Annotated in this window: 11 protein-coding genes and 3 tRNA genes; 9 read left to right on the forward strand and 5 right to left on the reverse strand. The window is 62.0% G+C overall.

All coding sequences use genetic code 11. The annotated features are described in order from the left end of the window. The first annotated feature begins 27 nt into the window (after positions 1-27). The 5 genes from ACF6ZU_RS22430 to ACF6ZU_RS22450 all read left to right on the forward strand — a co-directional run bounded on the left by ACF6ZU_RS22430 (position 28) and on the right by ACF6ZU_RS22450 (position 2,621). Positions 28-1,239 (forward strand): O-succinylhomoserine sulfhydrylase, encoded by a 1,212-nt coding sequence (locus ACF6ZU_RS22430; RefSeq protein ID WP_008037621.1) that lies wholly within the window; start codon positions 28-30, stop codon positions 1,237-1,239. Between the two features lie 11 nt (positions 1,240-1,250). Continuing rightward, positions 1,251-2,012 carry an SDR family oxidoreductase gene (locus ACF6ZU_RS22435; protein WP_392887069.1) on the forward strand — a complete coding sequence of 254 codons (762 nt, stop codon included), beginning with the start codon at positions 1,251-1,253 and terminating at the stop codon, positions 2,010-2,012. Between the two features lie 234 nt (positions 2,013-2,246). Beyond that, a tRNA-Val gene (locus ACF6ZU_RS22440) sits at positions 2,247-2,322 on the forward strand. A 54-nt stretch (positions 2,323-2,376) separates the two neighbouring features. Next, positions 2,377-2,453, forward strand: a tRNA-Asp gene (locus ACF6ZU_RS22445). Between the two features lie 91 nt (positions 2,454-2,544). Then, a tRNA-Asp gene (locus ACF6ZU_RS22450) sits at positions 2,545-2,621 on the forward strand. A 33-nt stretch (positions 2,622-2,654) separates the two neighbouring features. Here ACF6ZU_RS22450 and ACF6ZU_RS22455 read toward each other — a convergent pair. Beyond that, on the reverse strand, positions 2,655-2,951 hold the full coding sequence (locus ACF6ZU_RS22455; protein WP_392887071.1) for a hypothetical protein: 297 nt from the start codon (positions 2,949-2,951) through the stop codon (positions 2,655-2,657). Between the two features lie 33 nt (positions 2,952-2,984). Between ACF6ZU_RS22455 and ACF6ZU_RS22460 the strand changes: the two genes are divergently transcribed. From ACF6ZU_RS22460 to ACF6ZU_RS22470, 3 genes are all read left to right on the forward strand, one after another. Beyond that, positions 2,985-3,494 (forward strand): sigma-70 family RNA polymerase sigma factor, encoded by a 510-nt coding sequence (locus tag ACF6ZU_RS22460; protein ID WP_392887073.1) that lies wholly within the window; start codon positions 2,985-2,987, stop codon positions 3,492-3,494. Next, positions 3,491-4,435 (forward strand): FecR domain-containing protein, encoded by a 945-nt coding sequence (locus ACF6ZU_RS22465; protein WP_392887074.1) that lies wholly within the window; start codon positions 3,491-3,493, stop codon positions 4,433-4,435. Before ACF6ZU_RS22460 ends, ACF6ZU_RS22465 begins: the two co-directional genes overlap by 4 nt. 67 nt (positions 4,436-4,502) lie before the next feature. After that, on the forward strand, positions 4,503-6,908 hold the full coding sequence (locus ACF6ZU_RS22470; RefSeq protein WP_392887076.1) for a TonB-dependent siderophore receptor: 2,406 nt from the start codon (positions 4,503-4,505) through the stop codon (positions 6,906-6,908). Positions 6,909-7,036: 128 nt separating this feature from the next. Here ACF6ZU_RS22470 and aldA read toward each other — a convergent pair whose 3' ends face one another. Genes aldA through ACF6ZU_RS22490 form a run of 4 tightly spaced genes read right to left on the reverse strand, consistent with a single transcriptional unit; the run spans position 7,037 to position 11,792 of the window. Next, on the reverse strand, positions 7,037-8,464 hold the full coding sequence (gene aldA / locus ACF6ZU_RS22475) for an aldehyde dehydrogenase (protein ID WP_392887078.1): 1,428 nt from the start codon (positions 8,462-8,464) through the stop codon (positions 7,037-7,039). A 15-nt stretch (positions 8,465-8,479) separates the two neighbouring features. Then, entirely contained in the window at positions 8,480-9,280 is an 801-nt protein-coding gene (locus ACF6ZU_RS22480) for an aldolase/citrate lyase family protein (RefSeq protein WP_392887079.1), read from the reverse strand. Positions 9,281-9,294: 14 nt separating this feature from the next. Then, the gene (rhmD, locus tag ACF6ZU_RS22485; RefSeq protein WP_392887080.1) at positions 9,295-10,479 is read right to left on the reverse strand and encodes an L-rhamnonate dehydratase; all 1,185 of its coding nucleotides are present in this window, start codon (positions 10,477-10,479) and stop codon (positions 9,295-9,297) included. A 17-nt stretch (positions 10,480-10,496) separates the two neighbouring features. Beyond that, a complete protein-coding gene (locus ACF6ZU_RS22490; protein ID WP_392887082.1) occupies positions 10,497-11,792 on the reverse strand; it encodes an MFS transporter in 1,296 nt (431 codons plus the stop codon). A 283-nt stretch (positions 11,793-12,075) separates the two neighbouring features. Between ACF6ZU_RS22490 and ACF6ZU_RS22495 the strand changes: the two genes are divergently transcribed. Next, complete coding sequence (locus tag ACF6ZU_RS22495) at positions 12,076-13,017, forward strand: LysR family transcriptional regulator (RefSeq protein WP_392887084.1); 942 nt, start codon at positions 12,076-12,078, stop codon at positions 13,015-13,017. Positions 13,018-13,173 lie beyond the last annotated feature (156 nt).

Genomic DNA, 13,173 nt, shown 5'->3' on the forward strand with positions numbered 1-13,173 from the left:
TACTGGAACAGGGCAAGGAGTGAAAGCATGAGTCAGGATTGGGATGCCGGTCGGCTGGACAGCGACCTCGAAGGCGTAGCGTTCGATACCCTGGCCGTACGCGCCGGACAGCACCGTACGCCGGAAGGCGAACACGGTGATCCGATGTTCTTCACGTCCAGCTACGTATTTCGTACCGCCGCCGACGCGGCCGCACGCTTCGCCGGTGAAGTGCCGGGCAACGTTTATTCGCGTTATACCAACCCGACCGTACGGGCGTTCGAAGAACGCATTGCCGCGCTGGAAAGCGCCGAGCAAGCCGTGGCGACCGCCACCGGCATGGCCGCGATCATGGCGGTGGTGATGAGCCTGTGCAGCGCTGGTGACCATGTGCTGGTCTCGCGCAGCGTGTTCGGTTCGACCATCAGCCTGTTCGAGAAGTACTTCAAGCGCTTCGGCATCGAAGTCGACTACGTGCCCCTGGCGGACTTGTCCGGCTGGGATGCCGCGATCAAGGCCAACACCAAGTTGCTGTTCGTCGAGTCGCCGTCCAATCCGCTGGCCGAATTGGTGGATATCGCCGAACTGGCGAAAATCGCTCACGCCAAAGGCGCGATGCTGGTGGTCGACAACTGCTTCTGCACCCCGGCGCTGCAGCAGCCACTGAAGATGGGCGCGGACATCGTCGTGCACTCGGCGACCAAGTTCATCGACGGCCAGGGTCGTTGCATGGGCGGCGTGGTGGCCGGTCGTAGCGAGCAGATGAAGGAAGTGGTCGGTTTCCTGCGCACCGCCGGGCCGACCTTGAGCCCGTTCAACGCGTGGATCTTCCTCAAGGGCCTGGAAACCCTGAACCTGCGGATGAAGGCGCACTGCGCCAACGCGCAGCAACTGGCTGAATGGCTGGAGCAGCAGGACGGTATCGAGAAAGTCCACTACGCCGGCCTGAAAAGCCATCCGCAGCACGCGTTGGCCCAGCGCCAGCAGAAAGGTTTTGGCGCCGTGGTGAGTTTCGAGGTCAAGGGCGGCAAAGAGGGCGCCTGGCGCTTTATCGACGCGACCCGTCTGATTTCGATCACCGCCAACCTCGGCGACAGCAAGACCACCATCACGCACCCGAGCACCACTTCCCACGGCCGTCTGGCGCCGCAGGAACGTGAGGCCGCCGGCATTCGCGACAGCCTGATCCGCATCGCGGTTGGCCTGGAAGACGTGGCCGACCTGCAAGCCGACCTGGCGCGCGGGTTGGCTGCCTTGTGATCGAGTTGTCCATGTCGACGACCGGTTCCAATGGACGCGTTGCACTGGTGACTGGTGCAGCGCGAGGCATTGGGCTGGGGATCGCGGCCTGGCTGATCAGCGAAGGCTGGCAGGTGGTGCTCACGGACCTCGACCGGGTGCGCGGATCGAAAGTGGCGAAGGTGCTGGGCGAAAACGCCTGGTTCATCGCCATGGATGTTTCGAACGAAGGGCAAGTGGCGCTGGGTGTCGCTGAAGTGCTGGGGCAATTCGGTCGCCTGGATGCGTTGGTGTGCAACGCCGCGGTGGCCGACCCGCACAACATCACCCTGGAAAGCCTGGATCTGGCTTACTGGAATCGGGTGCTGGCGGTGAATCTCAGCGGGCCGATGTTGTTGGCCAAGCACTGTGCGCCTTATCTGCGTGCTCACAGCGGCGCGATCGTCAACCTGGCCTCGACCCGTGCCGGGCAGTCGGAACCGGATACCGAGGCTTACGCGGCGAGCAAGGGCGGTTTGTTGGCCCTGACTCACGCGTTGGCCATCAGCCTTGGCCCGGAAATCCGTGTCAACGCCGTCAGCCCGGGCTGGATCGATGCGCGGGACCCTGGGGTGCGGCGTGCTGAACCTCTCACCGAGGCCGACCATGCGCAACATCCGGCGGGCAGGGTAGGGACGGTCGAGGACGTGGCGGCGATGGTTGCCTGGCTGTTGTCGAAGAATGCGGGTTTCGTCACGGGCCAGGAGTTTGTGGTCGATGGCGGCATGACCAAGAAGATGATTTACAGCGAATAGCAGTGCGGTGGCGGTCTTCACCGCTGATTCCGAATGGACCGGCGTCATCGCGAGCAGGCTCGCTCCCACATTAGAAACGCGATCCACTGTGGGAGCGGGCCTGCTCGCAAAGCGGTCTGACGGTCGTGCGCGTACCCAGGGATGACACGATTTTGTCTTTTTAAGAAAAACTTCAATCCTGCTATTGACTTAGCTTCGTTAGATGCGTAAATTTCGCGGCCTCAGAGAAGCAAAGGGTGATTAGCTCAGCTGGGAGAGCGTCTGCCTTACAAGCAGAATGTCGGCGGTTCGATCCCGTCATCACCCACCACTTCTTGAGACTCTTGCGAAAGCAGGAGGGAAGCTGAAAAGCCTCCACCGACGCGCAGCGGTAGTTCAGTCGGTTAGAATACCGGCCTGTCACGCCGGGGGTCGCGGGTTCGAGTCCCGTCCGCTGCGCCATATTTTCCGAGTCAGGTTTTCCTGGTTCGAGATTGAAAGCCTCGAAGCTTCCAGTCAGACGAGTTACTTGGATGAAAGTCCAAAGCGATACGCAGCGGTAGTTCAGTCGGTTAGAATACCGGCCTGTCACGCCGGGGGTCGCGGGTTCGAGTCCCGTCCGCTGCGCCATATCTGCTACAAGGCCCACTGAACGCCTTGGAGCTACGAAGAAAGCCACTGGCTTATTCGAGTCGATAGCAAAGACCCTGGTCGAAAGACCGGGGTTTTTTGTGTCTGCAATTTGCCTCCCCCCATACCTGAAATCCGTTCCCTGTAGGAGCGAGCCTGCTCGCGAATAACGTCAACGATGACGCGGCGCATCAGGCAGGTCGCGTTATCTGTCAGTTTTTCGCGAGCAGGCTCGCTCCTACAGTGGGTGTGCCATCTCACACCTTTCTGCACGTTCGATGCATAAAGCGCTTCCTTCACATCGCCGACATTAATTAGAATCACTCTCATTTACGATAACTCCTTGGCACAGGGCTTCTTGAGATGAGTGATGCAGCGATGCCGAAGGAGCAAACCCTTCACGACCTGTACCGCGATCACCGTGGCTGGCTGGAAGGCTGGTTGAGAAAACGCATGGACAACCGCTGCGATGCGGCTGACCTGAGTCAGGACACGTTCCTGCGCGTGCTCGCCAGTTCCCAGCGGATCGCCGACCTGCAAGAACCCCGTGCCTACCTGCTGACCGTGGGCAAGCGCCTGCTGAGCAATTTCTACCAGCGCCGCAGTCTTGAGCAGGCCTACCTCGCCGCACTGGCATCGATGCCGGAAGAATGCGCGCCATCCCCCGAGCAGCGCTGGTTGCTGCTGGAAACCCTGCAAGCGCTGGATGAACTGCTCGATGGATTACCGAGGGCGGTGCGTCGGGCATTTTTATGGAGTCAGCTCGAAGGCCTGAACTACCAGCAAATCGCCGAGCGGTTGCAGGTTTCCGAGCGCACGATCAAGCGCTACATGGCGCAAGCCTACGAGCATTGCCTGTTGGTGGACCTGTGAACAGCCAGGCGTCGGGTCCCCGTCAGGCCGTGCGAGCGGCCGCGCAATGGCTGGCGTTGCTGGAGTCCGGTGGGGCCAATGAGCAGGACCGGGCGAATCTGCAACGTTGGCGTGACGCCTGCGCCAGTCACGAGCAGGCCTGGCAGAAGGCTCAGGCCTTGCGCCAGCGTTTCGCCGACCTGCCTTCAGCGTTGGCGTTGAGCAGCCTGGATCGTCCTGATCCATCCCGGCGCATGGTGTTGAAGCGCGCATTGGGCGCCGTGGCGTTGGTGCCGGCCGCCTGGCTGATCAGCCGCCAGTTACCCCTGGATGTCTGGCGTGCCGACCTGCACACCGCCACTGGCGAGCGCAAAAAAGTGCAGCTCGCCGACGGCAGTTCCCTGCAACTCAACACCGCCAGCGCGGTTGATGTGGATGTGCAGGCCCGTCACGTTAAGTTGATCGAGGGCGAACTGTCGCTGAAGGTGCCGGGATCTGCTCCGCTGACGATCCAGACGAAGTTTGGCAACGTGATCGTCAGCCGGAGTGAAGTCTGCGTACGCCAGGATGCGCGCGGCTGCCGGGTGTCGGTGTTCAATGGTTTCGTGCAGTTGCAGCCTCTGCAAGGCCCGGCACTGGCATTGCGCGGAGGGCAGCAAGTCAGCCTTCAAGCGACGGGGGCTGGCACGATCACACCGTTCGATGCGCTGGCGCCGGGGTGGCGTGAAGGCGTGCTGATGGCGAACAACCAGCCGCTGGGCGATTTCCTCCGCGAGCTTGGCACTTACCGGCTGGGCGTCCTGCGCTGGGAGCCGGAGCTGGAAAACCTGCGGGTCACCGGCAGTTTCCTGCTCGACGATACCGATCGCGTCCTCGCGCTGCTCGCGGCCAGCCTCCCGCTGGAAGTGCATGCCCGCACCCGTTATTGGGTCACGCTGCAGCCGCGCAAAAATAGTGTGTAAAGCCTGTCCCCTTTTTTCGGCTCGCTTGTCATTCAAGGCATGTGAACGAATCAAGAGAGCAATTCCAATGCCTGCACCTTGTTATCCGCGTCTGCGTCCGTTGTTGCACCTGAGCCTGTTGCTGGGCCTGAGTGCCAGTCCGATGTTCATCACTGCCAGTTGGGCCGATAACAGTGCCAGGCGTACCTATCAGGTGCCTGCCGGCAGCCTGAGCGACGCGCTGACCCGTTTCGCCGGGCTGGCTGGCGTCAATCTGTCGGTGGACCCTGCACTGGTGCGCGGTCGCAACAGCAGCGGCCTTTCCGGCGAATTCGCGGTGGAGGAGGGCTTTGCCCGACTGTTGCAGGGTTCCGGTCTGCAACTGCAAGCGGTGGGCGAGCAGGCCTACATCCTGACCCCGGCGCCGGAAGGTGGCAGCCTGCAACTTGCGCCCACCTCGATCCTCGGTGCCACGGGCGGCGCAGCAGACGGCGAGGTGTACGCCGGCGGCCAGGTCGCGCGTCGTGGCTCGCAAGGTTTGCTCGGCTCGAAAGACTTCATGGAAACGCCGTTCAGCATGACCACCTACACCAGTGAGGCGGTGCAGAACCTGCAAGCGCGCACCCTGGGCGACCTGATCGCCAGCGACCCATCGGTGCGCGCCACCAACCCGGCGGGCGGGCGTTATGAGCAATTCACCATTCGCGGGTTCAGCCTGTTCAACAGTGACGTCGCCTACAACGGGCTCTACGGCGTCCTGCCGACGTACACGATCGACATGGAAATGGCCGATCGCGTCGACATCCTCAAAGGCCCGAGCCAGTTGATCAACGGCATTTCTCCGCGAGGTGCCGTAGGTGGCGGGATCAACGTGGTGCCCAAGCGCGCGACCGACAAACCGATCACCTCGTTCACCGGCAACTATGCGTCCGACAGCCAGGTCGGCGGTGCCGTGGATGTCGGTCGGCGCTTCGGCGAAGACAATCAGTTCGGTCTTCGTTTCAACGGCGTGAAGCAGTCCGGCGATACCGAATGGGATCACCAGAGCGTCGACCGCGAGATGGCTGTGCTGGGCCTGGATTTTCGTGGCGAGCGCCTGCGTCTTTCGACCGACATCGGGCGCACCGAGCGCGATACCGATGCGCCGCAGGAGCGCGTGCAGGTCGGGGCCAACGCGAAGGTGCCGAATGCCAACGATGTGCGCCACAACTATGCGCAGCCCTGGAGCAAGGCCAGCACCAATGACACGTTCGGTACGGTGAACGGCGAGTTCGACGTCAGCGATTCGGTCATGCTGTACGGCGGCGTGGGGGCGCGCAAAAGCAACCATGACTTCCTCCGCCATGCCGTCGCGGTCACCAACGACAAGGGCGACTTCAGCGTCCTGCCGCGTGATTTCACCCGCGACGAAAATGTCCGGACCGCCACGGCCGGCGTGCGCAACTGGTTCCATACCGGGCCGGTGAGCCATGAAGTCAACCTGGCGGCCAGTTACTTCTACATGGACTTTGAAAACGGCGGCGCCCGTTATGCGGCGGCCCCGAGCAACCTTTACAACCCGGTGGAAACACGCACGCCGGTCACGCCGACGCGACTCGATTCCAAGGTGTATACCGAGAACCGTTTCAGCGGTTTGGCGTTGTCCGACACCCTGGGTTTCTTCGATGACCGCTTGCTGCTGACCCTCGGCGCTCGCTGGCAGCGGGTGAAAGTTGATGACTGGACCGACGATGTCAAAGGTGACACGGCTTACGACGAGGAAAAGGTGTCGCCTTCCGGCGGCATCCTGTTCAAGGCCACCGACAAGCTGTCGCTGTACGCCAACTACATGGAAGGGCTGAGCCAGGGCAAAATCGCGCCGTCGACGTCGATCAACGAAGACGAGATCTTCCCGCCGTTCGTCAGCCGTCAGATTGAGGTGGGTGCCAAGTACGACGCCGGTCCGTTTGCCGTCACTGCGGCAGTGTTCCGGATCAAGCAGCCGGCCTACGAAACCAACGCCACGACGCGGGTCTTCGGTCCGAACGGCAAGCGCCAGAACGATGGGGTGGAGCTGAGTGTGTTCGGTGAGCCGCTCAAAGGGTTTCGCTTGCTGGGCGGCGTGATGTACATCGACAGCGAGTTGACCCACACCACCAATGGCACCTTTGACGGCAACCGCGCGCCGGCCACACCGAAATACAACGTCAACCTGGGCGCCGAGTGGGATGTGCCGCATTGGCAGGGGGTGACGCTGACCACGCGGGGTATCTATTCCAGCTCGCAGTATCTGGATCAGTCCAACGACAAGGAAATCGATTCCTGGGAGCGTTTCGATGTGGGGGCCCGCTATGCCTTCAAGGTCGAGGACAAGAACATCACCTTGCGTGCGAATGTCGAGAACGTGGCGGACAAGCGCTACTGGAGTTCGGCCGGGGCTTCGGATGACAGCGAGCCTGGGTTGACGCTGTCGACGCCTCGCACCTATCTGCTTTCGGCGACTGTGGATTTCTGAGGGTTCTTTATTGGCTGATCTGACGCTATCGCGAGCAGGCTCGCTCCTACATTTGATTTGTGTGCGACTCAGATCATTGTAGGAGCGAGCCTGCTCGCGATGGAGGCATCAGCCACACCACCAAAGGCTCAGCCTTGCAAATACACCGCATGCGTATGCGTGTACTCATACAACCCATGCTTGCCATCCGCCCCGCCAATCCCGGATTTGCGCACCCCGGCATGGAAGCCCTGCATCGCCTCGAAGTTCTCCCGATTGACGTAGGTCTCACCAAAATCCAGCTCGCGCATGGCGTGCATGGTTTTGCTCAGGTCGCGGGTATAGATCGACGAAGTCAGGCCGTATTCGCAGTCGTTGGCCAGGGCGATGGCTTCGTCCAGGTCGTCGATGATCTGGATCGGTAGCACCGGGCCGAAAATCTCCTCGCGCATGATGTCCATGTCCGCGCGGCAGCCCGTCAGCACCGTCGGCTGAAAGTGAAAACCGTTCGGCAGATCGGCAATTTGCCCGCCGCTGATCAGGCTCGCGCCCTGGCTCAACGCCGTGCGTACCTTGCTATTGACGCTGTCCAGGCCCTGACGGTTGATCAGCGGGCCCATCTCGACATCGGGTTGCGCAATCGGATCGCCGTAACGGGTCGCACTCATCGCCGCCGCAATGCGTTCGATGAATTGGTCAGCGACTTTACGCTCGACGTATACCCGCTCGGCGCAATTGCACACCTGGCCGCTGTTGATGATCCGCGAATCGCGGATGGCCTTCACGGCCAGGTCGAGATCGGCATCCGCCAGCACAATCGCCGGCGCCTTGCCGCCCAGTTCCAGATTGAGCTTGGTGATGTTCGGCGCGGCGGCGGCCATGATTCGCGAGCCGGTGTCGACGCTGCCGGTAAAGCTGATCATGTCCACACCCTTGTGCGCACTGAGCGCCGCGCCCACTCGACCGTCGCCGCAGACCACGTTGAACACGCCGGGCGGCAGATCGGTTTCCGCCACCAGCCGGGCGAATTCGAAGCAGTTGTTCGGGGTTTCCTCGCTGGGCTTGATCACGATGGTGTTGCCGGTCAGCAGCGCCGGCGCCATCTTGCGCGCGATGAGGAAGAACGGAAAATTCCACGGCAGGATCCCGGCGACCACGCCCAGCGGTTTGCGAAACAGGAAGATGTTTTCGTTCTGCCGGTCGCTGGTGATGATCTCGCCTTCGATGCGCCGTGCCCACTCGGCCATGTAGTCGAGGTAATCGGCAGTGAAGTTGACCTCGACTTCGGCCAGGCCACTGACCTTGCCTTGTTCCAGGGTAATGGTGCGCGCCAGGTGCGTGACGTTTTCCCGCAATTTGGCAGCGATCCGCCGTAGATGCCCGGCGCGCTCGATCGCCGGTTTGCGCGACCAGTCCTTTTGCGCAGCGCGCGCGGCGGCGAGGGCGCGGTCGACGTCTTCGGCGGTCGAGGCCGGGACTTTCGACAACACCGCACCGGTGGCCGGGTTGATCACATCGATATGCGCAGCGCTGGCCACGAACTGGCCGTTGATGAAGTTTTCGTAAACAGGCGACATGGGACGACTCCTTGATCAGTAGGTGCGCGACGGCGCGTGTTCGCTGGCCGGCGTGCGATAGCGCGCGAGAGTCGCCGTGGCGCTCTGGCGCAACAGGCTGATATCGATGGCCACCGCGATGAACTGGCAACCCCAGCTTTGATAACGGCGCGCGTCTTCTTCGTTCGGCGCGAGAATGCCGCACGCCTTGCCGGCCGCGAGCGTCGCTTGCACCGCGTGTTGAATGCGCTCCTGAACGTCGGGATGCCCGGGGTTGCCGGCATGGCCGAGGCCGATGGACAGATCCGCCGGGCCGATGAACACCGCGTCGACGCCTTCGACGGTGGCGATCGCTTCGACGTTTTCCACACCGATCCGCGATTCCACCTGGACGATCAGGCACAGCTGTTCATGAGCGGTGTTCAGATAATCCGGCACGCCATCCCAGCGCGTGGCGCGGGTCAGGCCGCCGCCGACCCCGCGAATGCCGTGGGGCGGATAACGCATGGCGCGCACCAGCGCTGCGGCCTGTTCGGCGGTTTCGACCATCGGGATCATTAGCGTCTGCGCGCCGATATCCAGCAATTGCTTGATCAGGTTGGCGTCGCCCGTCACCGCCCGTACCACCGGCGCGGTGGAGTAGGGCGCGACGGCCTGCAATTGCGCAAGCACGCCGGGCACGGTGTTCGGCGCGTGTTCACCGTCAATCAGCATCCAGTCGTAACCGGTGGTGGCGACGATCTCGGCGGCGTAACCGGTGGCGAATCCGGCCCAGATGCCGTACTGGGTCGCCGGGTTTTTCAGGGCGGCCTTGAAAGCGTTGTGAGGCATGTTCATTGACGGGTCCTTTCTCAGCGGTTGTAAGGCCGGTGCAGCTGGCATTCCGGGTTGAGTGTCACGCCGAAGCCGGGCTGATCGAGCGCCGACAGACGCATGCGGCCATTCACCGGCACCGGTTCGCCGAGCAATTGAGGGTGGAACATCGGCACCACTTCATCGGCTTTCGGCGCCATCATCAGGAACTCGGCGAACGGGCTGTTATGCCGCGTCGCGACGAAGTGATAGCTGTAGACCGACGAGCCGTGAGGAATGACCAGCGCGTTATGCGCGTCGGCCAGGGCGGAAATCTTCACCAGTTCGGTGATGCCGCCGCACCAGCCGACATCCGGCTGGATGATGTCGCAGCAGCCCATTTCCAGGAGCATGCGGAAACCCCAGCGGGTGGCTTCGTGTTCGCCGGTGGTCACCAGCATGCCTTTGGGCACGTTGTTGCGCAGGGCGGCGTAGCCCCAGTAATCGTCCGGCGGCAGCGCTTCTTCGATCCACTTCAGGCCGTGTTCGTGGGCGCCGACCGCCAGTTTGGTCGCATAGTTGAGGTCCAGGCTCATCCAGCAATCGAGCATCAGCCAGAAGTCCGGGCCCACCCGCTCACGCATGGTCGCCAGCTCTTCGAGGTTTTTGCGCAGGCCTTCTTCACCCTCGGCCGGGCCGTGGTGCAGCGGCATCTTGCCGCCGATGAAACCCATTTTTTGCGCGAGGTCCGGGCGGGCGCCGGTGGCGTAGAACTGCAATTCATCGCGCACCGCACCGCCGAGCAATTGGTGCACCGGCTCCTGGCGGATCTTGCCGAGCAAGTCCCACAGCGCCAGGTCGACGCCGGAGAGGGTGTTGATGACGATGCCTTTGCGCCCGTAATACAGGGTCGACTGGTACATCTGGTCCCAGATCTTTTCGATGTCGGTGACCCGTGCGCCTTCGAGGAAACGCGCCAGGTGTTTCTCGACGATGTAGGCCGCGGGCTCGCCACCGGTGGTCACGGCGAAACCGACGGTGCCGTCGCTGGCTTCGATTTCCACCACCAGGGTGCCGAGCACGTTGATGCCGAAGGTGCGGCGGCTCTGGCGGTACTCCGGGTATTTGCTCATCGGCGTGGCAATGTGATCGTCGATCCAGTGGCCGTCCGCCTGGTCGTGATAATCCGCGCCGCCGCCTCTCAAGGTGAAAGCGCGGACGTGTTTGATGGTTGGAATGCCCATGGTGTGACTCCTCAGGTTTAAACGGTGGCCGGTTTGTTCGAGGCTTTATGGCCGGGCGAACGCACGCCCAGCACCAGCAACGCGGCGACGACAGTGGTGCCGGCCAGCACGTACAAACCGGCGGCCGGTGAATGGAAGGCGCCTTCGGCCCAGTTCTTCAGCACCGGGGCGATGAAGCCGCCGAGGGCGCCGAACGAGTTGATCAGGGCAATACCGGCGGCAGCGGCGCTGCCGGCGAGGTAGCTGGACGGGAAGGTCCAGAACACCGGTTGCACGGCGATGAACCCGGACGCGGCGAAACACAGGGCGACGATGCCCAGGAACGGGCTGCTGAAGGTCACCGAGCAGGCAATCCCGGCAGCGGCCATCAGCAAGGTCAGGCTCGCGGTACGGCGACGTTCGCCGGTCCTATCGCTGTAGCCGGGAATCAGGTAGGCGGCCACCAATGCGCAGATCCATGGGATCGCCGTGACCAGCCCGACCATCAGCCCGACCTTGGTGCCGAGTAGCCCGCCCACCTGGGTCGGCAGATAGAACACTACCCCGTAGACGCTGGCCTGGATCAGTAGATAAATCAGGCACAGGTACAGCACCGAGGGTTGGCACAGAACGTTGAGCAGGCTGCGGCCGTGGTTCTGTTTGTGGCTGTCTTCCTGATCGAGCAGAGCCTGCACTTGCTGGCGCTCTTCGACGGTCAGCCACTTGGCATCGGTGGGGCGATTGTCCAGGTAGAAGTAGGCCCAGATGCCGACCACGGAAGCCATCAAGCCTTCCACCGCAAACAGCCATTGCCAGCCGTGGAAACCGGCAAAGCCATCCAGCTCCAGCAGCAGGCCGGATAACGGGCTGCCAAAAATGAAGGCCAGCGGCGCACCGAAGTAGAAGAACCCCATGGCTTTTCCGCGTACCGCGCTCGGAAACCAGTAGGTGAGGTAGAGAATCACGCCGGGGAAGAAGCCCGCCTCGGCCACACCCAGCAAAAAGCGCAGGACGTAGAAGGTGGTTTCGTTGTGGGCGAAGACCATGGCCGCGGAGACCAGGCCCCAGGTGACCATGATGCGGCACATCCACAAACGGGCGCCGACGCGGTGCAGGATCAGGTTGCTCGGCACTTCGAGCAGCGCGTAGCCGACAAAGAATACGCCGGCGCCGAAGGCGAAGGCGGCATCACTGATATGGGTGTCGGCCTGGAAAGCTTGCTTGGCAAACCCGACGTTGGCGCGGTCGAGGAAGGCCATGATGTACATCAGCAGGAGAAACGGGAGCAGCCGCCAGGAAATTTTGGCGAGCAGAGGCGCGGGTAGAGTCTTCATCGCAGTTTTCCTTTGGTAGGGCATTTGTTCTTATGTGAAGGACTGTACGGCCGCTGATCGATGCGTTACAAATCGAATCTAGCTAACAACTGATACCCTCAAGGTATCGACTGAAAAGGCCCGCCATGACCCAAAACCATTCGGTTAAACGATCGCGCTCTCCTGTAGGAGCGTGCCTGCTCGCGATGGTCGTCAACGATGCCGCGTGTTCTGCTGATTCAACGCGGCGCTCTCGAGTCCATCGCGAGCAGGCTCGCTCCTACAGAGTTTTCGAGTAAACGACATGACCACACCAACCATCTCCCGCAGCCTGCTCAACCGCCTGCGCTACAAGCATTTGCACATGCTGGTGGCGCTCAGCAGCAGCCAGAACCTGCACCGCGCCTCGCAAAGCCTGAACATGTCGCAACCCGCCGCGACCCGCATGCTGCATGAGATCGAAGACATGTTTGGCTGCGACCTGTTCGAACGCTTGCCGCGCGGGATGCGGCCGACGGCATTGGGGCAGGAGCTGATCCGGTTCGCTGAGTCCGCCATCAGCGGCCTGGATCGCTGCGCCGAAGACTTGATCGCGCGCCAGCAGGGCGGTTATGGCTATCTCTCCATCGGCACGATCATGGGGGCGGCTCCTGACCTGGTGATGGATTCGATCGCCGAAATCAAGGCGCTCAACCCGCAACTGCGCATTCGCATCATGGGCGACACCAGCGACCAGGTGATCCAATTGCTGGAACAGGGGCGCATCGACCTGGCCATCGCCCGGCGCAACGCGGCCACCGACAGCGAGCACTACACCTTCGAACAGTTGGGCAACGAACGCCTGCTGGTGGTGGTGCACGCCGGTCATCCGCTGGCCAAACGCAAGAAACTGGCGCTGGCGGAACTGGTCAGCGACTGGCCGTGGATCCTGCAACCGGAGACCAGCCCGGCGCGCATCGGCCTGGATCAGGCCCTGCAACGCCTGGCGATGCCGCTGCCGGCGGACATCATCGAATGCAGTTCGGTGTATTCCATGCAGCAACTGATTCAACTGACCGACGCAATCATGGTGCTCTCGGAAACCGCGTTGCGCGACTACCTGAAAATGGGCCTGGTGGTGGCGTTGCCGGTGGAGCTGGACGTGCAACTGGCGCCGTTCGGCTTGCTGCTGCGCAAGGGCGAGCACATCAGTCGCGAGCTGGGTTTGTTCATCGATTTGCTGCGACGCAAAGCGGCGGTTTTCTGATTCGCTGGTCAGATTTATGTAACCAGTTGTTTTCTAAAAGTGCATAAGCCTATAAAGTTAACCTTTCGGTCAGCTTTGCACTGTCAATTCAGCCCTTTGTTACGTCAATAAGGGCTTCTGCAAGACTCGAGATTTCCAGAACTAACCAGAAGGGCG

Source organism: Pseudomonas migulae (assembly GCF_043225285.1).
Lineage (GTDB): Bacteria > Pseudomonadota > Gammaproteobacteria > Pseudomonadales > Pseudomonadaceae > Aquipseudomonas > Aquipseudomonas migulae_C.

What these genes read in the sequence shown, in the direction of transcription:
- ACF6ZU_RS22470 (WP_392887076.1), top strand. Translation starts at nt 4,503, where the DNA reads ATGCCTGCACCTTGTTATCCGCGTCTGCGTCCGTTGTTGCACCTGAGC.
- aldA (WP_392887078.1), bottom strand. Translation starts at nt 8,464, where the DNA reads ATGTCGCCTGTTTACGAAAACTTCATCAACGGCCAGTTCGTGGCCAGC.
- rhmD (WP_392887080.1), bottom strand. Translation starts at nt 10,479, where the DNA reads ATGGGCATTCCAACCATCAAACACGTCCGCGCTTTCACCTTGAGAGGC.
- ACF6ZU_RS22480 (WP_392887079.1), bottom strand. Translation starts at nt 9,280, where the DNA reads ATGAACATGCCTCACAACGCTTTCAAGGCCGCCCTGAAAAACCCGGCG.
- ACF6ZU_RS22495 (WP_392887084.1), top strand. Translation starts at nt 12,076, where the DNA reads ATGACCACACCAACCATCTCCCGCAGCCTGCTCAACCGCCTGCGCTAC.
- ACF6ZU_RS22460 (WP_392887073.1), top strand. Translation starts at nt 2,985, where the DNA reads ATGAGTGATGCAGCGATGCCGAAGGAGCAAACCCTTCACGACCTGTAC.
- ACF6ZU_RS22490 (WP_392887082.1), bottom strand. Translation starts at nt 11,792, where the DNA reads ATGAAGACTCTACCCGCGCCTCTGCTCGCCAAAATTTCCTGGCGGCTG.
- ACF6ZU_RS22430 (WP_008037621.1), top strand. Translation starts at nt 28, where the DNA reads ATGAGTCAGGATTGGGATGCCGGTCGGCTGGACAGCGACCTCGAAGGC.
- ACF6ZU_RS22455 (WP_392887071.1), bottom strand. Translation starts at nt 2,951, where the DNA reads ATGAGAGTGATTCTAATTAATGTCGGCGATGTGAAGGAAGCGCTTTAT.
- ACF6ZU_RS22435 (WP_392887069.1), top strand. Translation starts at nt 1,251, where the DNA reads ATGTCGACGACCGGTTCCAATGGACGCGTTGCACTGGTGACTGGTGCA.